This is a genomic window from Rhizobium aethiopicum (assembly GCF_900094625.1).
Lineage (GTDB): Bacteria > Pseudomonadota > Alphaproteobacteria > Rhizobiales > Rhizobiaceae > Rhizobium > Rhizobium aethiopicum.
On the sequence record NZ_FMAJ01000001.1, the window covers coordinates 84,674 to 108,871 of the forward strand.

General features: G+C 62.5%; 25 protein-coding genes and 1 pseudogene. 14 read left to right on the plus strand and 12 right to left on the minus strand.

Going from position 1 to position 24,198, the window contains the following annotated elements:
* Positions 1-4: 4 nt before the first annotated feature.
* Positions 5-1,177, plus strand: coding sequence for a DUF1501 domain-containing protein (locus GA0061105_RS00460; protein WP_092747314.1), 1,173 nt, complete (start codon positions 5-7; stop codon positions 1,175-1,177).
* Positions 1,178-1,203: 26 nt separating this feature from the next.
* On the opposite strand, the gene GA0061105_RS00465 is transcribed toward GA0061105_RS00460, so the two are convergent.
* Together GA0061105_RS00465 and GA0061105_RS00470 are read right to left on the minus strand one after the other, a co-directional pair.
* Positions 1,204-1,791, minus strand: coding sequence for a hypothetical protein (locus GA0061105_RS00465; RefSeq protein ID WP_092747316.1), 588 nt, complete (start codon positions 1,789-1,791; stop codon positions 1,204-1,206).
* 26 nt (positions 1,792-1,817) lie between these two features.
* On the minus strand, positions 1,818-2,204 hold the full coding sequence (locus GA0061105_RS00470) for an acyl-CoA thioesterase (protein WP_064691979.1): 387 nt from the start codon (positions 2,202-2,204) through the stop codon (positions 1,818-1,820).
* A gap of 301 nt (positions 2,205-2,505) precedes the next feature.
* Here GA0061105_RS00470 and GA0061105_RS00475 point away from each other — a divergent pair, with 301 nt between their 5' ends.
* The 3 genes from GA0061105_RS00475 (at position 2,506) to GA0061105_RS00485 (ending at position 6,226) form a co-directional block, all read left to right on the plus strand.
* Positions 2,506-4,326, plus strand: a complete 1,821-nt coding sequence (locus tag GA0061105_RS00475) for a methyl-accepting chemotaxis protein (RefSeq protein ID WP_092747318.1) — start codon at positions 2,506-2,508, stop codon at positions 4,324-4,326.
* A 151-nt stretch (positions 4,327-4,477) separates the two neighbouring features.
* Positions 4,478-5,779, plus strand: a complete 1,302-nt coding sequence (locus GA0061105_RS00480; protein ID WP_092747320.1) for an extensin-like domain-containing protein — start codon at positions 4,478-4,480, stop codon at positions 5,777-5,779.
* A gap of 99 nt (positions 5,780-5,878) precedes the next feature.
* The gene (locus GA0061105_RS00485) at positions 5,879-6,226 is read left to right on the plus strand and encodes a CAP-Gly domain-containing protein (protein WP_008535048.1); all 348 of its coding nucleotides are present in this window, start codon (positions 5,879-5,881) and stop codon (positions 6,224-6,226) included.
* Between the two features lie 114 nt (positions 6,227-6,340).
* On the opposite strand, the gene GA0061105_RS00490 is transcribed toward GA0061105_RS00485, so the two are convergent.
* Entirely contained in the window at positions 6,341-7,138 is a 798-nt protein-coding gene (locus GA0061105_RS00490; protein ID WP_092747322.1) for a class I SAM-dependent methyltransferase, read from the minus strand.
* A gap of 142 nt (positions 7,139-7,280) precedes the next feature.
* A complete protein-coding gene (locus GA0061105_RS00495) occupies positions 7,281-7,694 on the minus strand; it encodes an NUDIX hydrolase (protein ID WP_092747324.1) in 414 nt (137 codons plus the stop codon).
* A 272-nt stretch (positions 7,695-7,966) separates the two neighbouring features.
* Between GA0061105_RS00495 and GA0061105_RS00500 the strand changes: the two genes are divergently transcribed.
* Together GA0061105_RS00500 and GA0061105_RS33170 are read left to right on the plus strand one after the other, a co-directional pair.
* A complete protein-coding gene (locus tag GA0061105_RS00500; RefSeq protein WP_092747325.1) occupies positions 7,967-8,362 on the plus strand; it encodes a Rap1a/Tai family immunity protein in 396 nt (131 codons plus the stop codon).
* A 76-nt stretch (positions 8,363-8,438) separates the two neighbouring features.
* Positions 8,439-8,592 (plus strand): annotated as a pseudogene (locus GA0061105_RS33170) (esterase); the annotation flags it as partial.
* Here GA0061105_RS33170 and GA0061105_RS00510 read toward each other — a convergent pair.
* Positions 8,583-10,229: a dihydroxyacetone kinase subunit DhaK gene (locus GA0061105_RS00510; protein WP_092747327.1), complete on the minus strand. Its 1,647-nt coding sequence runs from the start codon at positions 10,227-10,229 to the stop codon at positions 8,583-8,585. The pseudogene GA0061105_RS33170 and the gene GA0061105_RS00510 sit on opposite strands and share 10 nt — an antisense overlap.
* Before the next feature lie 427 nt (positions 10,230-10,656).
* On the opposite strand from GA0061105_RS00510, the gene GA0061105_RS00515 reads away from it, so the two are divergent.
* The 5 genes from GA0061105_RS00515 to GA0061105_RS00535 all read left to right on the plus strand — a co-directional run bounded on the left by GA0061105_RS00515 (position 10,657) and on the right by GA0061105_RS00535 (position 17,234).
* Complete coding sequence (locus GA0061105_RS00515) at positions 10,657-12,102, plus strand: MFS transporter (protein WP_092747329.1); 1,446 nt, start codon at positions 10,657-10,659, stop codon at positions 12,100-12,102.
* Positions 12,103-12,345: 243 nt separating this feature from the next.
* Entirely contained in the window at positions 12,346-13,410 is a 1,065-nt protein-coding gene (locus GA0061105_RS00520) for a sensor histidine kinase (protein ID WP_092747331.1), read from the plus strand.
* Between the two features lie 209 nt (positions 13,411-13,619).
* Positions 13,620-14,171 (plus strand): DUF924 family protein, encoded by a 552-nt coding sequence (locus tag GA0061105_RS00525; RefSeq protein WP_064691971.1) that lies wholly within the window; start codon positions 13,620-13,622, stop codon positions 14,169-14,171.
* A gap of 158 nt (positions 14,172-14,329) precedes the next feature.
* Positions 14,330-16,855 carry a mechanosensitive ion channel family protein gene (locus GA0061105_RS00530; protein WP_092748247.1) on the plus strand — a complete coding sequence of 842 codons (2,526 nt, stop codon included), beginning with the start codon at positions 14,330-14,332 and terminating at the stop codon, positions 16,853-16,855.
* A gap of 112 nt (positions 16,856-16,967) precedes the next feature.
* Positions 16,968-17,234 carry a hypothetical protein gene (locus GA0061105_RS00535; RefSeq protein WP_064691970.1) on the plus strand — a complete coding sequence of 89 codons (267 nt, stop codon included), beginning with the start codon at positions 16,968-16,970 and terminating at the stop codon, positions 17,232-17,234.
* Between the two features lie 19 nt (positions 17,235-17,253).
* Here GA0061105_RS00535 and arsK read toward each other — a convergent pair whose 3' ends face one another.
* From arsK to GA0061105_RS00565, 6 genes are read right to left on the minus strand one after another with little or no spacing between them, the layout of a single operon-like run.
* Positions 17,254-18,489, minus strand: a complete 1,236-nt coding sequence (arsK, locus tag GA0061105_RS00540; protein WP_092747333.1) for an arsenite efflux MFS transporter ArsK — start codon at positions 18,487-18,489, stop codon at positions 17,254-17,256.
* On the minus strand, positions 18,486-19,211 hold the full coding sequence (gene arsH, locus GA0061105_RS00545; RefSeq protein WP_167358500.1) for an arsenical resistance protein ArsH: 726 nt from the start codon (positions 19,209-19,211) through the stop codon (positions 18,486-18,488). Before arsH ends, arsK begins: the two co-directional genes overlap by 4 nt.
* Positions 19,186-19,608 carry an arsenate reductase (glutaredoxin) gene (gene arsC / locus GA0061105_RS00550; protein WP_064691967.1) on the minus strand — a complete coding sequence of 141 codons (423 nt, stop codon included), beginning with the start codon at positions 19,606-19,608 and terminating at the stop codon, positions 19,186-19,188. Before arsC ends, arsH begins: the two co-directional genes overlap by 26 nt.
* On the minus strand, positions 19,605-20,303 hold the full coding sequence (locus GA0061105_RS00555; protein WP_092747335.1) for an MIP/aquaporin family protein: 699 nt from the start codon (positions 20,301-20,303) through the stop codon (positions 19,605-19,607). The genes arsC and GA0061105_RS00555 overlap by 4 nt, the downstream gene beginning before the upstream one ends.
* The gene (locus GA0061105_RS00560; RefSeq protein WP_064691965.1) at positions 20,303-20,833 is read right to left on the minus strand and encodes an arsenate reductase ArsC; all 531 of its coding nucleotides are present in this window, start codon (positions 20,831-20,833) and stop codon (positions 20,303-20,305) included. The genes GA0061105_RS00555 and GA0061105_RS00560 overlap by 1 nt, the downstream gene beginning before the upstream one ends.
* Positions 20,830-21,186 (minus strand): ArsR/SmtB family transcription factor, encoded by a 357-nt coding sequence (locus GA0061105_RS00565; protein WP_092747337.1) that lies wholly within the window; start codon positions 21,184-21,186, stop codon positions 20,830-20,832. Before GA0061105_RS00565 ends, GA0061105_RS00560 begins: the two co-directional genes overlap by 4 nt.
* A gap of 42 nt (positions 21,187-21,228) precedes the next feature.
* Between GA0061105_RS00565 and GA0061105_RS00570 the strand changes: the two genes are divergently transcribed.
* Both GA0061105_RS00570 and GA0061105_RS00575 read left to right on the plus strand, forming a co-directional pair.
* The gene (locus GA0061105_RS00570) at positions 21,229-21,750 is read left to right on the plus strand and encodes a DUF6428 family protein (protein WP_092747339.1); all 522 of its coding nucleotides are present in this window, start codon (positions 21,229-21,231) and stop codon (positions 21,748-21,750) included.
* Between the two features lie 83 nt (positions 21,751-21,833).
* Positions 21,834-22,109: a hypothetical protein gene (locus GA0061105_RS00575; RefSeq protein ID WP_245304191.1), complete on the plus strand. Its 276-nt coding sequence runs from the start codon at positions 21,834-21,836 to the stop codon at positions 22,107-22,109.
* Here the strand turns inward: GA0061105_RS00575 and GA0061105_RS00580 are convergent.
* On the minus strand, positions 22,099-23,082 hold the full coding sequence (locus tag GA0061105_RS00580; protein WP_092747341.1) for a squalene cyclase: 984 nt from the start codon (positions 23,080-23,082) through the stop codon (positions 22,099-22,101). The genes GA0061105_RS00575 and GA0061105_RS00580 overlap by 11 nt on opposite strands.
* Before the next feature lie 258 nt (positions 23,083-23,340).
* Between GA0061105_RS00580 and GA0061105_RS00585 the strand changes: the two genes are divergently transcribed.
* Positions 23,341-24,171 (plus strand): response regulator, encoded by an 831-nt coding sequence (locus GA0061105_RS00585; RefSeq protein ID WP_064691960.1) that lies wholly within the window; start codon positions 23,341-23,343, stop codon positions 24,169-24,171.
* The last annotated feature ends 27 nt before the right edge of the window (positions 24,172-24,198 follow it).

Here is a 24,198-nt window from a genome sequence, read left to right on the forward strand (position 1 = left end):
CGCAATGAACCGGATTTTGCTTTCGCGCCGCGGCTTTCTGACGTCGGCCTGCTGTCTGGCCGCCGCCCCCGTCTTCACGCCGGTCACCTTCGCGGCGATGCCGGGCGAAAACCGTTTCGTCACCATCGTTTTGCGCGGCGCGATGGACGGGCTTGACCTGGTGCAGCCCTATGGCGATGCCGGTTTTGCGGCGCTCAGGCCGACCTTGGCGCTGACGCCGGATACCGCACTCCTCGACCTCGACGGGCATTTCGGCCTCAATCCCGCCGCCGCCGAACTGATGCCGCTCTGGAAGAGCCGAGAGCTCGCCTTCGTACACGCGGTGTCGACGCCCTATCGCGACCAGCGCAGCCATTTCGACGGGCAGGACATGCTGGAATCCGGCGGCGAACATGTTGCCGGGGAAAAGACCGGCTGGCTGAACCGGGCGCTCGCTGTCATTCCGCGCTCAAATGCGCGCAAGGCGATCGACGTCAACACCTCGACGGAGCTGATCCTCTCCGGGCCGAACAATGTCGACGTTTGGTCGTCGGATGCCAATCTGGCGCCCGCACGTGACGAGATGCAGTTCCTGGCGCGGCTCTATGCCGGCGATCCGCCTTTCGCCGAAGCTCTCGCCGAGGCGACGCGGGCCGACGCCGCCTCGATGATGGTCGAGCCGGATGGTCAGCGCGGCGGAAAGATCGCCGACGTTGCTGCGCTCGCAGCCAAGATGCTGAAAGGCGATTACCGCATCGCCAGCTTCTCGATCACTGGCTGGGACACTCATATCGGCCAGGCTGGCCAGTTCAAGCGGCCGGCCGGCGATCTCGCGCAGGCGATCAACACACTGAAGGCGACGCTCGGCTCCGAGATCTGGGCAAAGACGGTGGTGCTCGCCATGACCGAATTCGGCCGCACCGTCCGCCAGAACGGCTCCGCTGGCACCGACCACGGCACCGGCGGCTGCGCCGTCCTTGCCGGCGGCGCCATCAACGGCGGCCGCATCCTGGGCCGCTGGCCTGGAGTCGGTGATGGCCAGCTGCTCGACGATCGCGACCTGATGCCGACGGCGGACGTGCGCGAGGTGGCGGCGGCGATGCTGTATCGGCAGTTCGACGTCAGTGCCGACGATCTGACGGGGAAGATATTTCCGGGGCTGGGGTTCGATAAGGCGTCACAGTTTTTGAAGGTGTGAGGAGTGGTGCGAAGCCCGAGCACTCCTCACTCTAAAACATCGTAAAGGCGGAAGATGAAGCTCACTTGGTACGCCAGGTTGGCGATGATGAAGATCGTGTGGAAGCGGCGGTTGGGGGTCCAGGCGGCGATGGCGCAGAGCAGGATGTAGGCGATGTTGCGGGCGGGATATTCCCAGCCGAGCGATAGGATGCGCTCCGGTCCCTTGATCGCGGTGTCGAGGGTATCGACGGCATAGATCAGGCCGAGAACGCCGAAGAACCATTTGCGCCGTGATATGAAATATTCCTCGTAGCCGCCATATTCGTCGAGGCTCGCTGGGAAGAGCAGGGCGCAGAGCAGGAAGAACAGGCTGCAGAAGCAGACAAGGAAGAGATAGATGCCGAAGCCGATGACGGGCACGGCCTGCAGGCGATATTCCCACCACCAGATGTGGATGATGAAAAGGAACAGCGATAGCGCCCAGCCGAGGTGGACGGCATAGACCCGCGCCCTACCGGGATGCTGGACGATGCCGGCAACGCCGGTGAGCAGCCTCGCAAGGGAGAGGCTGATGACCATGCCCATCACCACCTTTATGTGAAGGAAGACCTCCGGCGAGCTGACCGTTTCCATGCCTTATCCCCTCGGATTCAAGCTTGTCACTCCGCGGGGACTGCCTTGGGCTTTCCCTCTTCGTCGAGTGCCACCATGATAAAGGTGCCGGCAGTGACCTTTTCCATCTTGGCGTAGCGCGAGCGATGCGCCCAGGCTTCGACGATGAGCGTGATCGAGGTGCGTCCGACGCGCTCGACATCGGTATAGACCGACAGCGTATCGCCGATCTTGACCGGCAGCTCGAAGGCCATTTCCTTGACCGCGGCGGTGACGACGCGGCCCTTGGCGCGCTCGGCGGCGCGGATGCCGGATGCAAGGTCCATCTGGGCCATGACCCAACCGCCGAAGATATCGCCGGCCGGATTGGCGTCCCCCGGCATGGCAAGTGTACGCAGCGTCAGTTCGCCTCTCGGCTTGGCGGCTTCGGTCATCAAGGGCTCTCCATCTGGTGTGGCTCACGAGGGCGGCGATTCATTGATGAGCACCCTAGTGCAAAGGCTGGAGGCTGTAAAAGACGGCAAGGCCAGGCGCGACACTTTGCTTTGCGTAAGCGGCGGTCGAAAATGTCGGTGTCAGAATCGATCTGAATTCCGTGCCATTTCAGTCGTTTGAATTTGGCAACCGACTCCCAGCCTCTCATTGTTTTAGATGTTTCTAATTAAGCTTTACGCTCCAGTAATTCAGATGGTCCAGTATGGGACTTATCTCCATACAAGAATCGCCGGGAACCTCATGCGCAACGTCAAGATTTCCACCCGTTTGTATTGCCTCGTCGGCTTTACCCTTGCCGTGCTTGCGGCAACGATGGTGTTTTTTCTCAATTATTCCTATTCCGAGCTGGAAGAGGAGCGGAAGGCGGGGCTCGCGCAGCTGGATGCGACGGCGCTCGGCATCTTCGAGAAATATTACAAGCTGGAACAGTCGGGAACGATGACCCGTGAGCAGGCGCAGGCGGCGGCCAAGGATGTGATCGGCGCCATGCGCTACGGCGCCGACGGTTATTTCTGGATCAATGACATGCATCCCAAGATGGTGATGCATCCGATCAAGCCGGCCCTTAATGGAACCGACATTTCGCAGATGAAGGATCCGACCGGGAAATTCCTGTTCGTCGAATTCGTCAACAAGGTGAAGAAGGACGGCAAGGGCTTCGTCGATTATTACTGGCCGAAGCCGGGCGCAGACGAGCCAGTGCTGAAATATTCCTATGTCGCCGGTTTCGAGCCCTGGGGCTGGATCGTCGGCACCGGCGTTTATGGCGACGACCTCGCGGCGCTCTATCGCCAGAACGTGATCTGGGCCGCCGTGGCTTGCCTGATCGGTGCCGCAGCGACGATCGCGATCGCCTTTGCCATCGTGCGCAGCGTGACGACGCCGATCGCCCGGCTGAAAAAGGCGATGAATGCGATTGCTGCCGAAGAAGCGTCGGTGGAGATTGCCGGCAGCGAGTACCGCGACGAAGTCGGTCAGATGGCCAAGGTGCTGCTGGTGCTGCGCGACTCCGTCGACGAGCGCAGCGCCCTGCGCGGGCGGGAAGACGAGAGGCAACGGCAGATCGAAGAAGAGCGCCGCGGCAACGAGGCGAGCCTGCGGGCCGTCTCCGATCGGCAGAGCCATGCGATGCAAGCGCTTGGCGTCGGCCTGGAGAAGCTGGCGGGCGGCGACCTAACGGTTTCGATCGGCGATATCGGCGAGGATTACGCCAAGCTCAGGAGCGACTTCAACGCCGCCGTCGATGCGCTGAACGGCGTCATCCATGCGATCGCCGAATCGAGCCGTGTCGTCAACGACAGCGCGTCCGACATCAGCGAGGCGACGGGGAATCTGTCGAAGCGCACGGAACAGCAGGCGGCGGCACTCGAAGAGACGGCGGCTGCGCTCGACGAGATCACCGCAACGGTCAAGACCGCCTCCGAGCGGGCCAACGAGGCGCGCGAGATGGTGGCCGAGACCAAGGCGAGCGCCGGCCGCTCCGGCGAAATCGTCCGCAACGCCGTGACCGCGATGGGCAGGATCGAAGAATCGTCGAGCCGCATCAACCAGATCATCTCCGTTATCGACGAGATCGCCTTCCAGACGAACCTTCTGGCGCTGAACGCCGGCGTCGAGGCTGCGCGGGCGGGTGAGGCGGGCCGCGGCTTTGCCGTCGTCGCCCAGGAAGTGCGCGAACTCGCCCAGCGTTCCGCCAATGCGGCCAAGGAGATCAAGGCGCTGATCAGCAGTTCGGCGGCCGAAGTGGAGGGCGGGGTTGCGCTGGTGCGCTCGACGGGTGACGCGCTGCTGGAGATCGAGGCGCTGGTCAACCAGGTCAACGATCACGTCTCCTCGATCGCGACGGCGGCGCGCGAGCAGTCGACCGGATTGAACGAAATCAACAGCTCCGTCAATCACATGGACCAGATGACGCAGCAGAATGCGGCAATGGTCGAGGAGACGACCGCGGCCAGCCGCACGCTCGCCGACGAAAGCACCCAGCTGAAGACGCTGCTTTCGAATTTCCGCCTGCGTGAGGCGGGGCGGCAAGCCGAGGCCAGATACACACGGGCAGCGTGAGAAACGACTGAAATCAAAGGCCGGGCGACCGGCCTTTTTCGTTTCCGCCGCCTTCAGATTGTGCCGGTAAGTTTTCATTCACCGTTTTTAATTAAAATTGGACCGAGTTTTTTCGGTCACTCTGCGGCCGGCCCACGGAAGCGATAAGAGTATGGCGTTTGTTTCCTTTCCTCGGCGAGCCTTCCTGCCCGTGCTGCTCTCGGTGGCGCTGACGACCTGTTCGATCAGCGACGGGCTCACGCCGCCGGCCAATGTCGACAACGGCACCAGGGTCAGTTCGATCTCGCCGGCGCGGGCGCCCGCGCGTATGGCGCCTGCAGTGCGCATGGCGCCGGTGGAGAGCCAGGCCTCCTATCCCGTTTCCGGTGCGCCTGTCGGCAGCAGCCAGGGATCCGTTGATTACCTCGATACGCCGAACCTTGCCGGAAGTGGCCAAGCTGGGCGCGCCGCGTCGGGCAGGCGGTCCGGCCGGCTGCCGATGATCGACAGCGACGAAGCGATGGCGGCAGGCCAGCAGACCGAGAATTGGGGCGGCACGCAGAACCTTGCCATCCCCTCCGGCGGCGTCAACATGGATGACGAGCTCGGGGCCGAGCCGGTCGTCGGGTTGGCGCAGGAGCAACAACAGCAAATCGCCGAAGGCAACGTCACCGAGCCCGTCGTCGATGGCATCGGCACCGACACTCCGACGCAGCTGAACCAGCCCGCGCCGCAGGCGATGCCGCTGCCGGCAGCACAAGCGCAGATGAGCCGGGCGCCGACCTGGAGTGATGGCAGCCCCGTCTTAGCCCCGACCCGTGTTCCAGAAGAGGACGAGGCCGAGGAAGTGGCGATGCTCCGGCCGAACAACCCGATGATGAGCCAGCCCGCAGCACCTGTTGACCCGAGCGTCATGCCGGCCTCCGAGCTCGCCTGCCGGCGCGAGCTGAAGCGCATGGGCGTGCTCTTCGACGAGAAGCCGCCGATCTCGAACGGGCCGGCCTGCCAGGTGCCTTATCCGGTGTCGCTGAAGGGGCTTTCCGGCAATATCGGCGTGAAGCCGGCCGTGACGCTGAACTGCCAGGTGACGCTCGCCTTCGCCAAGTGGGTGAAGAACGAGCTGGCACCATCGGCCCGCTACCGCTACTGGAGCGGCATCAGGACGATCCAGCCGCTCGGCGGCTATTCCTGCCGCCGCATGAACAACAGCCGGCAGAGATATAATCCGATGTCGGAACATGCCCGCGGCAATGCCATCGACGTCGGCAAGTTCGTACTGAAGAACGGCCACGCGATCGATGTGCGCAAGAAGGGTCTCTTCTCGCTGCGCGAGGGCAGGCTCCTGAAGGCGGTGCGCAGCGACAGCTGTCGCTATTTCAATACGGTGCTCGGGCCTGGAAGCAATCCGGAACACTGGAACCACTTCCACTTCGATCTGCGCTCCCGCAAGAGCGGCAAGGTCTATTGCAACTGATGCAGGTCGCCCGCGGCCAAACCTCCGGAAAGGGGTTCATCCCGGCGGCTGGGCGCGCTATAGAGCGGCAAAGCGGATTGCCGTGAGCGAGTTGGAAACATGAGCTATGAATTCCATGTCGGCCAGAAGGTCGTCTGCATCAACGATACCTTCAAACATGTCAGCATCGACCAGCTTATCCGCAAGGGCGAGATCTATACGATCCGCTGGGTGGGCGAATATACCCATTATGTCGACGGCACCTTCATCGGCGTGAAGCTTGCGGAAATCCATCGGGGTAATGATGACGGGCCGGAAGGCTACGGGGCGGCCGACATGCCCTATCGCGCGACGCGCTTCCGGCCACTGGTGAAGGACAAGATCGCATCGTTGCGCAAGCTTTTGGCGCCGACGCCAGATGCGCCGGTGGAACCCAAGGAAAAGACCAGGAAGAAAGAGAAGGTCTGAGGCGACCGCCCGGCGAGAGAGCGTGGATGGCGGGCGCCACGGGTCACGCGGCAGCATGACGTCTTAAGCGGCGTCGAGACAATCTGTCGATCGTCGCCCGAACGTTGCAATCGGTCAGGCCGTCTTCCGGCTGAGAAACAGCCCCGTTTGCTTGCTGACCTCGAGAACGCCATCGCTTTGCGCGAAGGCATCGGCGATCGCCTGACGGAAGCGGGCGAGCTGAGTCTCGCTCGCGCCTTCGCCAGGCGGGTAGGATGTCAGCGCCAGGAACACATCCTCAGGCTCGGTGATCCTGAGGCTTGCCGGGTGCTGCGACATGGTCACGTTCGCGAATTGCGACCGCATCGATTGCTCTGCAGCCTCGTATCCGAAGGCTTCGGCCGCCGGATTGGTCGGCGCACTGCCGAAGACGGTCGTCAGTTGGTAAATCTCGCGCATATCGCCGTCGCCGTTGGTCGTGACCGCGAGAAAACCGCCCGGCTTCAGAACCCTCGACATCTCCGCGATGCCGGCAGCCGGATTCGGCAGGTGATAGAGCATATGCATGGCGATCACGAGATCGAAGGCGCCGTCCTCAAAAGGAAGCGCAGCGGCATCGGCCTGGTGACCCTCAACGGAGGCGAAAGGCAGTGCGCTGCAGCGCGCCACCGCCTCATTGATCATCCCGGGCGAAAGGTCGGCAAGCGTCAGCTGCAGGTTCTCCGGCAGCAGACCTGCCGTTGCCGCCCAGAACCACGCCGGGCCGCAGCCGACGTCGAGTATGCGATCACCCGGTTTCAAGGGCAGCTGCGCTGCCACCCACGGAAACCAGCCGGTCTCGGCTATGGTATATTCGCTGCGAAGTCGTGCGCGGGCGGCGAGCTTGCGGCTGTCGCCATACTGTTCCGCATTGCCTTCCGTTATGGATGACATGTCATCTCTCCATGCATCGAGACGTGTCGGGACTTGCCGGCGGAGCCTATCGCTGGTCTATTTCCCGAACAAGCAGTTCTGCGCGCTGACAGGACTGCTCGTAATCGGCTCCTCGCGCCGAAGCGGGTTGGCGCGACGCGGTTTAATTTTTGCTGCTTTGCTGCACGGTCAGGTTGGTGAGAAATTTGCCGAGTTCAGGCAAAGCCAGCTCCGTTTCGCATTCGATTGCGGCGGCGCTAAACCATCTCAGCTCGGTGTGTTCGCCGCCGAACAGCCGCGGAAAGCCCCGCCATTGATCGACGCGATAGATATGAAACGTGGCGGATGCGTCGGATTGGCCTTGCCGTACGAACTTTGCCGCAAACTGCCAGCGCTCTGGCGTCACGCCTATTTCTTCCATCATCTCGCGGCGCATTGCCGCCTCTGCGTCTTCGCCATCCTCGACATGGCCGCCGGGGAGGCTCCAGCAATCCGGATGCGTCCTGCGCCAAGGACTTCGCCTTGCGAGGAGAACGGACCCATTGTTGGTCAGGGCGCCCATCGCGAGTTCGGGCATGTCGTCTTCTCCCTCATGTCAGCAAATGCCGCTTTCTCCGGGCCGTCGCCCAGGGTGAGGGGCGGCCGCCGGTCTGCGGAATAGCCTAACTGAACTTCTCGGTGCTATCGGCCTTGCCATGCACCCAGTAGCCAGATGCCTTGATCCAGCCGAGCGGGCAATCGCCGCTCATTTTCTACTTTTACACGCAGCGCAAAAGATGACACGTTTGAAGCTAATTTCCGACACTTTCCCGATCGAAGCTCCGCGCCATTGTGACTTGGGGAGACGTGATGTCGGGCATTCTTATCGCTACCTTGTTGGCAACGGCTTCAGCCAAGATTCCTGCCGGATTGTCCGGTGGTGAAGTTCTCTATTCCGATTGCAGCGGGTCCCGGCAGTTTGTCGTCGGATATGTCGCTGGCTGGTTGGACAAATGGAATAGTGACGAGTATCTCGCCCGTCGTATTTTTACCGAAGCCGCTCCCAAGCCCGGCAGGATGGTGAACTCGGCGCATTTTGCAATCGCCGTTGGCGTCAACATCTGTATTCCCGAGGGAACCACGGCGGAAGCAGTCGGGAGCACTCTGTGCACGTTCCTGGAGGAGAATCCGGGCATACGCGAGGCCACCGGCGACGAGCTGATGACCACCATGGCTCACGATAAATATCACTGCCCGATTCCTTAAGGACAGTCACAGCGGCTTATTGGCTTCGATAAAACGGCTTAGCGAGGTGGCGGCATTCAACAGCGAGATCGGAACCGTGCTGACCATCGGCGATGCCGATCCGTTCCTCGACAATAACCGCTATCAGCCGGCTGCTCGGAGAAAAGAACATCCGCCACTAGTTGCATGTCTGGGACGACCGTACCCACCGCGCCGGCGCCTGGCGGAAAATGGCGCCACGCTACGTCTGAACCAGACCCGCCGCCACCGCAAAGGCCGCGGCGACCGCGACCGCGCCGGGATCGGCGACGCCGATGAGATCCCTTTCACTGACATAGGAGGCGCGTCCGGCTCTCGCCTTTGTCATCGTCTTCGTCGATTCCGCGCCTGATGCCGCCGCTCGGGCGGCTGCGGCGATGTCACCGGAGGCCAGTGCATTCAGGGCAGGCGAGAGCGCATCAATCATCGTCCGATCGCCGACCTTAGCGCCGCCGTAGAAGGTCATCCTTTCGAGACCGGCGAGAAGGGCTGCCGATATATCTGCCTTGTCGGCCATTGCCTTGCCTGCGGCGGTGAAGAAGATCGACAGCAGCACGCCGCTTGATCCGCCCATGCTGGCGCCGAGAATGTCGCCGATGGCAGCAAACAGCGCGACCGGCCGGTCGAGCGGCAAGGTGTCGCGACGGGCAAGCAGGCTTCGGGCGCCTGATGCTACCGTCGAGCCGGTATCACCATCGCCGACGCGGCCGTCGAGGCGGTTGAGCTCGCTCTCCAGCGAGATCAGGTGCTCGCAGAGCGCGGTGATCAGGCGGCGGTTGCCGGGGTGATCCGCGGCCGCGGCTTCAGTGATCAAGCCGTCGGCCGCTTTCGGCGCGGCGATGATTTCGATCGCGTTGCGTTCGACGGCCGGCATCCAGGCGTGCGGCTCGACCTCTGCGGTCAGAGCCGTCTCGCGCTCGGCGTCGAGCGGGATCAGCGACAGCGAGAAACCGTTCATGTTGAGCGCGGTCATCATCGGCGCCGGCCCGATGATCAGGCGGACGCGGCTGCCGAGCGGCGAGGCCAGCACCGCATTGGCGATCACGGCCATTTCGAGCGGTGGCACGGCACCGAGATTGTTGATGAGGAGCGCGTGGTCGGCCACGCCGCCTGGCGCTGCCGAGAGGCGTGCAACCATTGTCGCAACAATATCGGCCACGGGCTGCAACGCGATGCGCTCGGCGCCCGGCTCGCCGTGAATGCCGAGGCCGAGCTCGCCCTCGTCGGCGCCGAGCCGGTCCTCGTGCACTTGGCCGGGCACGCTGCAGCTGGACAGCGACATGCCGAGCGAGACGATCTCGCCGGCAGCACTTCTCGCCCGAGCTGCAACGGTTTTCAAATCCGCGCCGCTTTCGGCGTGGTAGCCCGCAATCTTGTGGACGAAGAGCGTGCCGGCCACTCCGCGCGGCTGGTTGATGCCGGGCAGCGCGATGTCGTCAGCGACGATCACCATCGCGACGTCGAAACCTTCGGCGCGAGCCTTTTCGGCGGCAAGGCCGAAATTCAGGCGGTCACCGGTATAGTTCTTGACGATCAGCAGGGCGCCGTTCGGGCCGGTCACCGCCCGGATCGCCGTCAGCACCGCATCGACGCTCGGGGAGGCGAAGATCTCGCCGGAGATGGCGGCAGTCAGCATGCCCCTGCCGACGAAACCGGCATGGGAGGGTTCGTGGCCGGCGCCGCCGCCCGAGATGATCGCGACTTTCGACCTATCCCAGTCGGCGCGAAGGATCACTTTTATGTCGGGAAAGCTGTCGAGGCGGGCAAGGCGACCCTTGCTGCTCGTCAGGAGCAGGCCGTCCAAAGCTTCGGTGACGATGTTTTCCCTGCGGTTGAAGAAGTGTTTCATCGATTGAGCCCGTCCGTTTTTCGCGCTGTCGCTTTGTCTTTTTGCCGATCTCAAGAGGCGCTGTCCACCCGCATTGAAGGGCGCACGGTGTTTGACGAATCGCAAAAATTTCGTTCGCGAGCGTACCGATACGGCGCAAACTGGCCTCGCTGCCGCATGGACAGCAGGATATGGACCTTGACGCCGCTCCTGTTTTCCCGGGAGCGGATCAAACTTGGGCCTCGCTTCGGCGGGGCTTTTTTCTTGGCCGGCCGGGGCGAGCCGCGAATATTTCCGGGTAGTGCAAGATTTAGCCTTTCCGGTCCGATGCAACGGGCGTATTCAGCCAACGCGTGGTTCATATCCGCGCTCCCTCGCGCGGCAGATCTCCGATTGGCTTCCTTCCCGTTTGCCTGCCGCGTCATCCGGAATTTTCGTTGGCAGGTTCATGACCACGGCAGAGACGAGCGAGCAGGGGCAAGAGGCAGCGGGTGGCCGGCAGGCGAAGATCGTGGCGCTGGTCGTCGCCGTTTCCTTCTTCATGCAGATCCTCGACGGCACGATCGTCGCCACCTCGCTGCCGCAGATGGCGGCAAGCTTCGGCGTGCAGCCGGTGTCGATGAGCATAGGCATCACCATCTACATGCTGACGATGGCAGCCTTCATTCCGCTGTCGGGCTGGCTTGGTGACCGTTTCGGCGCGCGCCGCGTCTTCCTGGTGTCGATCGGCGTCTTCACCGGCGCCTCGCTCTTCTGCGGGCTCTCCGGCAGCCTTACGGAATTCGTGCTGTGGCGTGCGCTGCAGGGAGCGGGCAGCGCGCTGATGACGCCGGTCGGGCGCATCATCGTGCTGAAGAACGCCCGCAAGTCCGAACTCGTTCAGGCAATCGCGCTGATCACCTGGCCGGCGCTGACGGCGCCCGTGGTCGGCCCCGTGCTCGGCGGCTTCATCACCACCTATGCCAGCTGGCATTGGAACTTCCTGATCAACATCCCGATCGGCATCATCGGCATGGGGCTTGTGCTGCGTTTCGTGCCCGAGCAGCGCGAGGCCGATCCCGGCCGGCTGGACATTCTCGGCTTCGTACTGAGCGCGACAGGGCTGACCTTCCTGCTCGCCGCGCTCGAGCTTTCGGTCAAATGGGAAGGCGGGCTTTGGCCCGTCATATCCATGCTGGCCGCCGGCGTCGTATTATCCATCATGGCGACGCGGCACTTCCTCGCCGTCGACAATCCGTTGCTCGATCTCTCGGCCTTCCGCGTCCAGACTTTCTCGATGTCGACGCTCTCGGCGGGCACGGCCTGCCGGACGGCGATCAATGCGACGCCCTTCCTGCTACCCCTCCTGCTCCAGCTCGGCTTCGGGCTGAGCTCGATTGCCGCCGGCACCTATCTGCTCGTCTATTTCCTCGGCAATCTCAGCATGAAGACGGTGACGACGCCGCTCTTGCGCTTCTTCGGCTTTCGCACCGTCCTCGGGATCAACGGGCTGATCGCGGCGTTTTCGATCGTCGCCTGCGGTTTCCTGACGCCGGACACGCCGCTGTTTCTCATGCATGCGCTGCTTTTTCTCGCAGGCCTGTCGCGGTCGATGGAGTTCACGGCGCTGAACACGCTCGCCTTCGCCGATATAGGCCCGGCACAGCGCAGTTCGGCCTCGACGCTGTCGAGCATGCTGCAGCAGGTATCGATGCTGCTCGGCGTCGCGGTGGCTGCTGCCGTGCTCAACATTTCCTCGGCTTTGAGAGGCGCCGACAATCCCGTGCTGGCCGATTTCCGCTGGGCCTTCGTCGTGGTCGGCGCGATTGGCATCGTCTCGTCGCTGCGCTTCCTGCAACTGCCGAAGGAGGCGGGCGCCGAAGTCTCGGGCCACCGCAGATTCCAGAGTAATTAGCATAGCCCCGGAACCAATCGGACGGTTCTGCGTTGAAGGGCCGTTAATTCGCATTTTCACCTCCCTCCTGTTTGACGGCCTCCGAAATGCCGGTTCTCCGACATCCTGCTTCCGCGCCGCCTGCGACAAGAGCGAGGGGCAGGCGCTGTTTACCTCAGGCAGTCAATGCAATACGACATTGCCATGCCGACGACTCGGACGCTTGCGGGCGGTCGTTGCTTAGAGAGAACGCCGGGAGATGGAATGAGCAATTCTAGCGGCGATGCGGATGCCCTGATCCACATCCTCTATATCGACGATGATGAGGGGCTCGCCCTCCTGATGCAGAAGAACCTTGCGCGGCGCGGTTTTTCGGTCGAGTGGGCGCAGAATGGTGCTGCCGGCCTGGAGCGGCTCGGCGAGGGCGGCATCGATGCCGTGGTGCTCGATCATCTGCTAAGCGGCGAGACCGGGCTCGATATCCTGCCTTGCATCACGGCAATGACGGATCATCCGCCTGTCATCTATGCTACGGGTTCGGACGACACCAGTATCGCGGTCGCGGCGCTGAAGGCCGGTGCCGACGATTATATGCTGAAGGGAATTTCGGCCGACTATTTCGATCTGCTCGCCGCCGCCCTCGAACAGGCGTTGGAGCGGGCGCGTTTTCGTCGCGAGACAGCGCACGCGCAGGAGGTGATCCGCCAGCAGCGCGATCTCGCGGAAATGCTGCTTGCCGAGGTCAATCACCGTATTGCCAACAGCCTCGGCCTCGTCGGCGCACTGATCCGCATGCAATCCTCGATGACCCAGGACCAGGTGGCGATCGATGCGCTGCACGAAACGCAGATGCGGATCAACGCCATCGCCAGCGTCCACCGCCGGCTCTACACCAACCGGCAGGTCGGCTCGGTGCAGGTCGACGAATATCTGGATAGCTTGCTCACGGAACTCGAAGCTTCGATGCGTGACGACAAGCGGCCGCACCGCATCGTACTCGCCGCAAAACCGGTCAATCTGGCAACCGACAAGGTGATCACGCTCGGGTTGATCGTCAGTGAACTCGTCACCAATGCCTTCAAATATGCCTATCCCGACAACGTCTCTGGCGAGATTCGCGTCTTCGTCGACCAAACGGAAGAGGCGTTGCGTGTCATTGTCGAGGATGATGGCGCTGGCTTCGATCCGTCGAGTCCGGCGCGAGGAACCGGTCTTGGCACGCGGATCCTGACGGCCATGGCCGCCAGCTTGAAATCGGATTTCGCCTACGATCCTGAGCATGACGGGACGAAGGCGACGCTGGTATTTTCGTTGCATGAGGGGAAGTAAATAAAAGGGGAAAGCAGGCCGTGCGGCTCACTTATCCGGCTGCCGCCCCTGACCCGTCCTCCGGCGGAGGTGCCGCCCGCGAATCTCCTCTCGCGGCCTGGAGAAGGTGGCGGCAGGCGGATGAGAGCGCGAATGCACGGTAATATGTATTCTTCTACAATGGCTTACCGAACTCGTATCATCAAACCTCACGCTAAGGGAGGCAGGACATGAAGACGATCCGCACACCTCGGGAGGTTTATGAATTCTGGTTCGTCCGATGTGGCCGGGAGCTCTGGTTTCGTCCGCCGCCGGAGCTCGATATCGAGATCCGCGATGTTTTCCGCGATACGCATCTGGCGCTTGCCGCAGGTATCGGCGATGAATGGCGGGCCGACCCGGTGAGCCGGCTGGCGGCCGTCATCGTGCTGGACCAATTTCCCCGCAACATCTATCGCGGCACGGGGCTTGCCGTTGCCACCGATGGGCTGGCGCTTCGGGAAGCCAAGCTGGCGCTTGGCGTCGGCGCAGACCAGGCCGTTGACCATGCATGTCGAACTTTCTTCTACCTGCCGTTCGAGCACGCAGAGAGCCTCGACGAGCAGGAGCGTTCGGTGGCCCTCTTCACCGCGCTCGGCGACGAGGAATATCTGGATTATGCGGTTCGCCACCGTGAGGTGATCGCCGCCTATGGGCGTTTTCCTCACCGCAACGCCATGCTCGGGCGGGAATCGACGGCCGCGGAACTTGATTATCTCGCGAAGCCCGGCGCCGGCTTCTGAACGCCTCGCTTAAAGCGCGCAAGGGTTTCGGGGAGGTGACCTGAGCGCAGGAACAAGCTCGGTGCAAGGCGCATTAGGCATCTTCCGCCTTTCTGTCGCCTTTCTTTGCGATGAAAAGCGAGCATTCAATTTCGACGACAACCTTTCCGGAGGCCTTTTTGCGGCTGAGATCCATCCTGCTTCGCACCATTCTCCTCGTGACGCTGACGCTTGCCGGCGCGCATTTCGAGAGCGCAGCAGCCCTCGCGCAGGAACCGCAGTTGCAGTCAGCGGCAGGAGAGACGCCGCTTGTCGATACGCCGTCTGCCCAGGCGGCGAAGGAGATTGACAAGGCGAAGGTCCAGCTTGGCTCGCTTCAAGACAGCGTCAAGGAAAATGCCGACAATGACGATGCGCTGGTCGGGCTTGCGGCTAAGGCAGACGAGCTCAGCCGTGCGGTCATCGCCATATCGGTGAATCTGAGGCCGCGTTTCGACCAGATCAAGAACCGGCTGACCGAGATAGGCGAGCCGCCAAAGGACGGGCAGCCGCCTGAGGCGCAGATCGTCACGGACGAGCGTAACGCGCTCGGCGCCGAGCGCGCGCAGATCAACGCCGTGACCGGCGACGCCGAAAACCTGTCGATCGCCGTGACAAAACTCGTGAACGAGATCATCGCGATGCGGCGGCAGCTGTTCGCCGACACGCTTTTCAGGCGTACGGAAATCTCCGTCTCGGTGCTCGACGATGCCGCCAGCGCCTTTGTGCACGAGGTCCGCGAATTCTCGCACGCTTTAGCGAGCTGGGCCTCCTTCGTCTGGAAATTCAAGCGGTTTCCGCTGTTTGCGGCGATCTTTCTGTCGCTCGCCTCCGCCCTTATCCTGCTTTCCGGCAGCTACCGGCTCTTCGGCTCCTATCTGCGCCGCGACGAGGCGGTCGAGAACCCGTCCTATATCGGCCGGCTGTCGATCGCCTTCTGGTCGACCTTGATCCGCACGCTGGCACTTGCGGTGCTGCTCGTCACCTCCTTTTTCTTCCTCAACAGTTTCAACGTGCTGAGACCCGACATCGCGCCGGTCATCGGCGCGCTGTTCGGCACGATCGGGCTCGTCTATTTCGTCGGCCGCTTCGTCAACGCCATCTTCGCGCCGCGCGAACCGCACTGGCGGCTGGTGAAGCTTTCCAATCTCGGCGCCCGCTCGATCGGCTACTGCCTTTCGGCGATGGCGGTCGTCAACGGGCTCGACTATCTCTTCGGCACGGTCAGCGAGGCGATGGGTTCGCCGCTTGTACTGACCGTCGTCCGGAGCCTGATTGCTGCGCTGATCATCGGCATCATCCTGATCGCCGTCTCGTTCAGCAAGCCGATGCTGGCGCGAAACGGCGATCCCGACGCGCCGGGCAGACATTGGCCGCGCGGCATGGCAATCATCCTGCGCGTGGTCGGCGCCGCCTTGATCGTCACGGCGCTTGCCGGTTACGTCGGGCTTGCCCGTTTCGTCGCCACGCAGCTCATCATCACCGGGGCTGTTGTCGCCACCATGTATGTCGGCCTGCTCTCCGGCAAGGCGATCTCGCGGCAGGAAAGCTTCGGTGACACCTTCTTCGCCCGCTTCCTGACGCGGCGCTTCAACCTCGGCCCGGTGGCGATTGATCAGGTCGGCCTGCTCGTCGGCCTCGCCATCTATGCGGTAGCGCTGTTCGTCGGCATCCCGCTGATCCTGCTGCTCTGGGGTTTCCATGTGCAGGACCTGCAGCTTATCGCCTTCCGGCTGTTTACAGAGGTCAAGCTCGGCGGCATCAGCATCTCGCTGCTCGGCATCTGCACCGGCATCCTGCTCTTTGCCGGCGTTTACCTATTGACGCGCTGGCTGCAGCGCTGGCTCGACGGCAATGTGATGGCGCGAAGCCATGTCGATCTCGGCGTACGCAATTCGGTCAAGACGGGCATCGGCTATCTCGGCGTCGGCATTGCCGCGATCATCGGCGTTTCGGCGGCCGGTATCGATCTGTCGAGCTTCGCGCTCGTCGCCTCGGCGCTATCGGTCGGGATCGGTTTCGGCCTGCAGAACATCGTCTCCAACTTCGTCTCGGGCCTGATCCTGCTCGTCGAGCGGCCGTTCAAGGTCGGAGACCATGTCGTCTCGGGCACGGCCGAAGGCATCGTCAAGCGCATCTCGGTACGCGCCACCGAGATCGAGACCTTCCGCAAGCAGTCGATCATCGTGCCGAATTCGGAGCTGATCAACGGCCTCGTCGGCAACTGGACGCATCGCAACAAGATCGGCCGCTCGGAAATCCCGGTCTCCGTCAGCTACGACGCCGATCCGCAGAAGGTGATGGACATCCTGCTGGAGCTGACAGCCAAGGTGCAGCTTGTCATGCGCAATCCCGAGCCGCATGTCGAATTCCTGCGTTTCGGCCCCTATTCGCTGGATTTCGAACTGCGCTTCTTCCTCGCCGACATGGGCGACAGCATGACGGTGCGCAACAATCTCAGGATCGAGATCCTCAAGCGCTTCAAGGCAGAAGGCATCGAGATCCCGCTGCCGCAGAGCGACCTTACGATCCATCGTGAGGCTGCCCCGGTCCTTCCCCATGCGGTCAAGGAGCATGTGGACGACCACGAAAATTCCCGGAACAGACCGGAGGAGGAAGACGAGCGGCCGGTGCGGCAGCTGCGAGGTCGGGCGGCGGAGAGCTGAACGCCTCATTCAGCCATCATTCACAGGTGTATGTGCATGATCCCTTCCATCGGGATCGCTGCCGAGGGCAGCACCGGTTTTTCGAGGGGAGGGCGCGCTAGCGCCGCCGCACATGATGGCAAAATTTGCCGCCGTTCTGCTTGTCCCGCTGCTTGCCGCGTCGGCGGTCAGTGCGGCGTCCGTCACAAACACCGATCCTGCAGCCGTGGTGCTCGTCATCACAGAGGGCGGACAGCGCATCGAAGTCGTGGTCGATGCCGGCGCTTCCGAAAGTCTCTGCTCCTCCGGCTGCTTCATGACGACGCCAGATGGCGATCGGATCGGCCTCGATGGCGGCGAGACGATCGACATCGTCAAGGGCTCTGCCGTCGTCAAGTAAGGCTGCGGCCCGCCCCCGGCTAAGGTTCTCCCCGCGCCAGCGCCGTTTGCACCGGCACCGGCATCCGCATCAGCGGCCGGACGGCGAGGAATGCCGCCACGGCTGCGGCACCGAGCGCGGCCGTGATCGACAGCGACAAGGATACGCCGATATTGCCCATCAGGAAGGCCAGCGCGAACGGCGCCGTCGAAGAGACGGCGAGGCGGACCGACGTCACTTTTCCCTGCCGCTGGCCATAGCCCTCGCTTCCGAAGAGCTCCAAGGGCAGCGTTCCCTGCACGATGCTACTGAGGCCGGAGCCGAGGCCGAAGACCAAAGCGAAAACCATTGCACCGGGAATCGACGGCGCGGTGAGGAGGAGAATGACAAGGGCCGCCGGCAGGAGCACGGCCGAAATGACGGCGAGCACGAGCTGCGGCAAGCTGCCGCCGAAGACCATGTTGATGAAGCGGCTCAGCACCTGCGAAGGTCCGAAAAGCGTGCCGACGATGACGGCCGTGGCGCCAAGTCCAAGCGCCGACATGATAGGCACCATATGGACCAGAAGCGCAGCGTTGACGAAGCTTTCCAGCGCAAAGCCGGTGACCATTAGGATGAAAGCCGGGGTGCGCGCCGTGGCGGGAAGGCTGGGTTCGATGCGCCTCGTCGCGCTGCTCTTCTCGCCCGTGCCGCTATGGCCCGTACTGCGCGCCAGCCAGGCATGAATCGGAAGGCAGACGAGCAGGTTGATCGCGGCGAAGATGAGGTAGACGCTCTGCCAGGAGAAGTGGGCATGCAGCGCCGTGGTGATCGGCCAGAAGATGGTCGAGGCGAAACCGCCGATCAGCGTGAGATAGGTGATGCTGCGCTGGGCCACCTGCGGCCTTACCTGAACCAGCAGGGCGAAGGCCGCGCCATATTGCACCAGGTTCGATGCCGTTTCGATGGCGATCAGGGCTATGACGAAAGCGATCTTGCCGGGAGCGAGGGCGCAGGCGGCAAGCGCGGCTGTCGCGATGGCCGAGCCTAAGGTCATGACCCGGCCAGCGCCGAAATGATCGATCCATTTGCCCATGGCGGGTGCCGCCAGACCGCCGATCAGCAGCGCCGCCGACAGCGCGCCGAAGATCCATTCAGCCGACCAATCGAGCCCGCGCGCCATGTCGGGCGCGAGGATACTGAAGCTGTAATAGAGGGTGCCGTAGCCAATGACCTGCGTCAGGCCGAGCGCGAGGATGGCGGCAACGGGCGGCCGTTCGGAGGCGGCGGACGTCATATGGATTTCAGGCCTACGCGTCGTTCAAGCTTTGCGGCTTCTTCCCTGCGCTCGCTGTAGCGATCGGTGAGATAGGCCGAGGCATCGCGCGTCAGCCATGTGAATTTCACCAGTTCCTCGCAGACGTCTACCACACGGTCGTAAAAGGACGAAGGCTTCATGCGCCCATCGCTGTCGAACTCCTGGAAAGCCTTTGCCACCGACGACTGGTTGGGAATGGTGATCATCCGCATCCACCGGCCGAGGATGCGCATCTGGTTCACAGCATTGAACGACTGCGAACCGCCGGACACCTGCATGACGGCAAGCGTCTTGCCCTGCGTCGGCCGGACTGAACCCACCGATAGCGGTATCCAGTCGATCTGCGCTTTCATTATGCCGCTCATTGCGCCGTGTCGCTCGGGGCTGACCCAGACCTGGCCTTCCGACCAGGCGGAGAGCTCGCGCAATTCCTGCACCTTCGGATGGGCGACCGGCGCTCCGTCGGGAAGCGGAAGGCCTTCGGGATCAAAGATCCGCACCTCGCAGCCGAAGTGCTCGAGCAGCCGTGATGCCTCATGCGCAAGCAGACGGCTGTAGGATACGGTCCTCAGCGAGCCGTAAAGGATGAGGATGCGCGGCTTATGGGTGGAGAAGGGCGGTCGCAGGGCCGCCAGATCTGGCTGGCGCAGATGCGCCGGCGAAGTCGCTGGCAGGTCAGACAATGCGTTTGCCTTCGGCATCGAGCACCTTCTCGCCGTCTTCCTTGGTGAAAGCGCCCTTGTGCGTCTCCGGCAGGATTTCCAGGACCAGCTCGGAGGGGCGCGACAGGCGCGTGCCGAGCGGGGTGATGACGAAGGGCCGGTTGATCAGGATCGGCTGGGCGAGCATGGCGTCGAGCAACTGGTCGTCGCTCAAATCTGGATTGCCGAGGCCGAGTTCGGCATAGGGCGTGTCCTTCTCACGCAGGGCCTGACGCACGGTTAGGCCGGCATCGGCGATCATCTTGACCAGCTCTGCGCGCGACGGCGGCGTGTTGACGTATTCGATGATATCGGGCTCGATACCGGCATTGCGGATCATCGCCAGCGTGTTGCGCGAGGTGCCGCAAGCGGGATTGTGATAGATGGTGACGTTCATAGCTTGGCCTCGGATGATAGGGTTGACGATGTCTCGGCTGTCTGCAACAGCCAGTTGAAGAGGAGGAGGGCTGCGACCGCGCCAGCGATTTCGGCAAGCCAGAACCCCGGAAGGTCGATCGGGCGGATGCCGGAGAAAGTGTCGGTGAGGGAGCGGGCGAAGGCCACCGCCGGATTGGCAAACGAGGTCGATGCGGTGAACCAGTAGGCGGCGGTAATATAGAGCGCGACCAGCCAAGGGACGGCCTTCTGCTCGAAGCGGATGCCGGCGAGAATGACCGCGACGAGGCCGAAGGTGGCGATACCCTCGGAAAACCATTGCGCGCCGCCAGTGCGGACTTTGCTCGACAGTTCCAGGACCGGGAGGTTGAACATCAGATGAGCGCAGATCGTTCCGGCCACACCGCCGGCAACCTGTGCCAGCACATAGAAGCCGAGGTCGCGTCTCCGCAGCGAGCCCGACATCGCGAAGATCAATGAGACGGCCGGGTTGAAATGGGCGCCGGAAATCGGCCCCAGCACGGTGATCAGCACGACCAGGATCGCGCCGGTCGCGAGTGTGTTGCCGAGCAGGGCAAGCCCGACGTCCTCGGTCAGCGATGCCGCCATGATGCCCGAGCCGACCACGGTGGCGACCAGCATCGCGGTGCCGAGCGCCTCTGCAACGAGGCGGCGCGTTAGATCGTAGGAAGCCATCAGCCAGCCCCTGCGGGTTTTGCGGTCGTGCCTTCCATGGCGCCGATCTGGCGCAGGTGCTGCTCCAGCGCCAGCTTGTCGACCGAGGCGAGCGGCAGGCTGAGGAAGGCCACGATCCGGTTTTTCAGGAAACGGGCGGCCTGTGCGAAGGCGCGGCCTTTCTCGACCTCGCTGCCCTCGACGGCGGCCGGATCTTCGACGCCCCAATGGGCGGTCATCGGATGGCCGATCCAGACAGGGCAGGCTTCGCCATGGGCGGTGTCGCAGACGGTGAAGATGAAGTCCATCTCCGGTGCGTCGGGCTTTGCGAACTCGTCCCAGCTCTTCGATCGGAAGCCGGTCGCGGGGTAACCCAATGCCTGCAGCTCTTTCAGCGCCAGCGGATTGACCTCGCCTTTCGGCTGGCTGCCGGCTGAATAAGCCTTGAACCGACCTTTGCCCTCGGCCTCCAGGATGGACTCAGCGAGGATAGAGCGGGAAGAATTGGCAGTGCAGAGAAAGAGCACATTGTATACGCGATCTGTGGTCATTGCAGTTCCTCCTTGGTTGCAGGTGTACAGCATACGGCAATAGCGGCGGCGGGCGCGCAGATCTCGGCGTTCCCCCCGCAGCAATCCTCCATCAGGAAGCGGATCAGGTCACCGAGCGCTTCGTAACTGGCGGTGTAGATGATCGAGCGGGATTCGCGCTGCTGAGTGATCAGCCCGGCTCTTTCCAGCTCCTTTAGATGGAAGGAGACGTTGGATGGGGAAACCTCCGCTTGTTGGGCAATGGAGCCTGCCGCCATTCCGTCAGGACCCGAAACGACGAGCATGCGGATGATGTGAAGGCGCGTTTCCTGCGATAGCGCGCCGAATGCGGCGAGGGCTTGACGTCGATCCATATTTCAATAATCCTTGAATAGTTGAAACGAGGATTAGCGCAAATGAACGCTATCGACAACTCAAAAGTTCAGGCGGAGGAGATCAATCTCCGCCTGCTGCTCAATGTGCTCGCCGGCGACAAGGACGCGCCACTGGTTTTCTATTACGACGGCCAGCCGGTGAAGCCGGGCTACCATATCACCGAGGTTAAGGCGGGCCGATTCTCTGCGCTTGATTGCGGCGCCAATCCGGAAGATTGGACTGAGATCTTCATCCAGCTCTGGGATATCGACGAGGGCGAGCGCACGCACATGCCGGCCGGCAAATTTCATGCGATCATCCGCAAGGTGACGGAGCATGTGGAGTTGGACAGCAACGCCAAGCTCACTTTCGAAGTCAGCGACGGCGTCCGGCCGATGCAGCTTTATTGTGCGGGGATGCCGGTCTCGCGTGGCGGGGCTGTCCTTGTTGCGCTTTCGCCGCGCCCCGCAAGCTGCAAGCCGCGCGACCGCTGGCTGGCGGAGGAGAACAGGAAGGCGGCTGCCTGCTGCGGCCCGTCGGCGGAAAGCCGCTGCTGCGCCTAAAGTCACATAAGCCCGCCCGGACGTCTTTCCTGCCAAAGGCGTGGATCAGACCACCATCGAGGAAATCACGACCCGGGGCAGGCGTGGCCAAGGGCACCTTCTACCTGCACTTTTCCTCAAAGACCGATGTTCTGATGCGCTGCGCGCGCTTCGTCGAGCGGCTCGACGGCATCGTTGCAACGGTCGAGGGGCAGAGGCAAGAGGATTGGCGCGGCGGTCTGGCGGCCTTGGTGGCCTGCGCCGCCGGCTATCTTCATGCAGTCGGCTCATCATCTCGCCAGCCAGGCATCGGCGAGACGCAGTCCGTGCATGATCGAGGCGCATTTCCTGCGTTCGCTCGGTCTGCCGTCAGGTTGTGATTGATGCCTGAGTATCCCACCACCTGAGCACCCGCATCGCCCGCAGCGTGATCCAGCGCGAAGGCTGGCCTTGCCCCTCGTCGATTTCGAACCAGACGCGCCCCGGCAGGCTCCAGTCGAGCGGCCATCGGCCGTCTTCCATGCGCCTGGAGCGGAGATGGTCGATCGCCTCGCAGAGGCGCGGATCGCGATCGGCGTCGGTCAGGATGGCACTTGACCTGAAATAATCGAGCGCGCGCAAGATGTCGTAGCGCCAGCGGTTGGGGTGGAGGAAGTGCAGGAAGCGTCCGTCTGCCGGTTCACCGGTGCCGAGGCGGCGGAAGAGATTGCGTTCGAGCAGGAATTCCTCGCCCGTGCTGCGCGCCTCGCGGGAGCGAGGCGTGCCGCCGGTCGTTCTTTCAAATTCCAGCAGGCCTTCCAGCACGTTGATCGTGCTGGCGAAGGAGGAGCGAAGGGAGCCGCGGGCTCTTTCGCAGTTCCAGCCGCCATCATCGAGGCGCTCGCCGGTGAGCCTCTCGACGATGGGGGAGACGTCGACGCCGAAATAGGCGCCGTCTGAAACGGTTCGGCCATTGATGCATTCCTCGACCTCCCCCTCCCAATAGGCTTGGCCGCCTTCTTCCCAGCGGGCGCTGGTGCCGATCGCTGCGACGGTGCGTCTGGCGCGCTCCGATGAAGGGTCGAGGCCGAACTCTCGCAACTGTGACAGCGAAAATGTCGTGGCCGTCCAGGGCTGGCCGTGCTCGCGCCATTCATGCGGATCGAAACCAGTGGGCAAAAAGGCGCCACCGGCCCATTGTCCGTCTTCGTCCTGAAAGGAGAGGAGCTTCGCCCCCCAGCCTTCGGTCTCCACTTTGGCCCGCTCGGCCATCCATTCCGGTTCCGGGGCGTCCATGAGGTCGCGCATCACCTGCCAGCGGATCGCCGGGTCGGAATCGAGAAGCCATTCGATCACGCTATCGGACCCGATCATGGCGGACCTTTGTTGCTAGGGCGGCCGATGGCTCTTTTATAATCTTACCGAAGGAACTCTGCCAGCGGTTGTCGGCGAAAGCGGATGGTGAGAATGCGGCGCTTCTCGTCTGATTTCTTAATCATATCGGCAAGAAATCGGAAGCAGTTCCGCCTAGCGGCTTCTTCGTTTCCTATCCCCGGCGCTGATTAATAATTACTCAAATCAATTGATGTATCAGTTTGAGCTGGGGATAGATTTTTTATTGAAGGCTTACCAATGGCGTTTTTAGGTATTTCGGGAATGCAATATTCCGGAGAGATGTTTGCCGGCGCGCGTATTATTGTCGCGGAAGATTCAAACGTATTCACCTCGATGATCAGCAAACGCCTCAAGGAGTTGTTCGACATAGATGTCGAGATCTGCCGCAACTTCGAGGACCTGCAATTTTCTTACGACAAATCGTCCGATCCGATCACGCTGGCGATCTCGAACATCAATCTGCCCGGTGCCGAAAACGGCGAAGCGCTTGAATATCTGGTCGATCTTTCCATTCCCACCATCGTCTTCACCGGCACCTTCCACGATAGCATGCGCGACAAGCTGATGGCCAAGGACATTGTCGACTATATCCTCAAGGACAATATCTTCGCCGTCGATCTTCTGGCGGAGTCGATCTGCCGGTTCCTGACCAATCATCGCCATCATGTGCTGATCGTCGACGACAGCGCGACGGCGCGCGCCCTGCTGTCGAGCCGGCTGAAGCGCTATAATTTCCGTGTCAGCGTCGCCGAGAGCGGCAACAAGGCGCTGGAAATCCTGAAGGCCAACCGCGACATCGGCCTGATGATCACCGACTACAACATGCCTGACATTGATGGCTTCGAACTGACGCGGCGGATTCGCGCCAATATAGGCTCGCATGAGCTGCGCATCATCGGTGTTTCCTCTTCCTCGAACCGGTTGCTTTCGGCGCGGTTCCTGAAGGCCGGCGGGAATGATTTCATGCTGCGCCCCTTCATCGACGAGGAGTTCTATTGCCGCGTCAACCAGAATCTCGATACGCTGCTGCAGATCCAGTCCATGCGCAAGGAGCGGGCGGTTGCCTGACGATTCTCCCAGAATCCGGGTCGCGAG

Bases quoted from the DNA above. Each gene is read 5' to 3' on its own strand.
- GA0061105_RS00520 (WP_092747331.1), top strand. From the start codon at position 12,346: ATGAGCAATTCTAGCGGCGATGCGGATGCCCTGATCCACATCCTCTAT.
- GA0061105_RS00515 (WP_092747329.1), top strand. From the start codon at position 10,657: ATGACCACGGCAGAGACGAGCGAGCAGGGGCAAGAGGCAGCGGGTGGC.
- GA0061105_RS00460 (WP_092747314.1), top strand. From the start codon at position 5: ATGAACCGGATTTTGCTTTCGCGCCGCGGCTTTCTGACGTCGGCCTGC.
- GA0061105_RS00565 (WP_092747337.1), bottom strand. From the start codon at position 21,186: ATGGATCGACGTCAAGCCCTCGCCGCATTCGGCGCGCTATCGCAGGAA.
- GA0061105_RS00485 (WP_008535048.1), top strand. From the start codon at position 5,879: ATGAGCTATGAATTCCATGTCGGCCAGAAGGTCGTCTGCATCAACGAT.
- GA0061105_RS00535 (WP_064691970.1), top strand. From the start codon at position 16,968: ATGATGGCAAAATTTGCCGCCGTTCTGCTTGTCCCGCTGCTTGCCGCG.
- GA0061105_RS00495 (WP_092747324.1), bottom strand. From the start codon at position 7,694: ATGCCCGAACTCGCGATGGGCGCCCTGACCAACAATGGGTCCGTTCTC.
- GA0061105_RS00560 (WP_064691965.1), bottom strand. From the start codon at position 20,833: ATGACCACAGATCGCGTATACAATGTGCTCTTTCTCTGCACTGCCAAT.
- GA0061105_RS00490 (WP_092747322.1), bottom strand. From the start codon at position 7,138: ATGTCATCCATAACGGAAGGCAATGCGGAACAGTATGGCGACAGCCGC.
- arsK (WP_092747333.1), bottom strand. From the start codon at position 18,489: ATGACGTCCGCCGCCTCCGAACGGCCGCCCGTTGCCGCCATCCTCGCG.
- GA0061105_RS00525 (WP_064691971.1), top strand. From the start codon at position 13,620: ATGAAGACGATCCGCACACCTCGGGAGGTTTATGAATTCTGGTTCGTC.
- GA0061105_RS00475 (WP_092747318.1), top strand. From the start codon at position 2,506: ATGCGCAACGTCAAGATTTCCACCCGTTTGTATTGCCTCGTCGGCTTT.
- GA0061105_RS00480 (WP_092747320.1), top strand. From the start codon at position 4,478: ATGGCGTTTGTTTCCTTTCCTCGGCGAGCCTTCCTGCCCGTGCTGCTC.
- GA0061105_RS00555 (WP_092747335.1), bottom strand. From the start codon at position 20,303: ATGGCTTCCTACGATCTAACGCGCCGCCTCGTTGCAGAGGCGCTCGGC.
- GA0061105_RS00570 (WP_092747339.1), top strand. From the start codon at position 21,229: ATGAACGCTATCGACAACTCAAAAGTTCAGGCGGAGGAGATCAATCTC.
- arsC (WP_064691967.1), bottom strand. From the start codon at position 19,608: ATGAACGTCACCATCTATCACAATCCCGCTTGCGGCACCTCGCGCAAC.
- GA0061105_RS00585 (WP_064691960.1), top strand. From the start codon at position 23,341: ATGGCGTTTTTAGGTATTTCGGGAATGCAATATTCCGGAGAGATGTTT.
- arsH (WP_167358500.1), bottom strand. From the start codon at position 19,211: ATGCCGAAGGCAAACGCATTGTCTGACCTGCCAGCGACTTCGCCGGCG.
- GA0061105_RS00470 (WP_064691979.1), bottom strand. From the start codon at position 2,204: ATGACCGAAGCCGCCAAGCCGAGAGGCGAACTGACGCTGCGTACACTT.
- GA0061105_RS00500 (WP_092747325.1), top strand. From the start codon at position 7,967: ATGTCGGGCATTCTTATCGCTACCTTGTTGGCAACGGCTTCAGCCAAG.
- GA0061105_RS00510 (WP_092747327.1), bottom strand. From the start codon at position 10,229: ATGAAACACTTCTTCAACCGCAGGGAAAACATCGTCACCGAAGCTTTG.
- GA0061105_RS00580 (WP_092747341.1), bottom strand. From the start codon at position 23,082: ATGATCGGGTCCGATAGCGTGATCGAATGGCTTCTCGATTCCGACCCG.
- GA0061105_RS00465 (WP_092747316.1), bottom strand. From the start codon at position 1,791: ATGGAAACGGTCAGCTCGCCGGAGGTCTTCCTTCACATAAAGGTGGTG.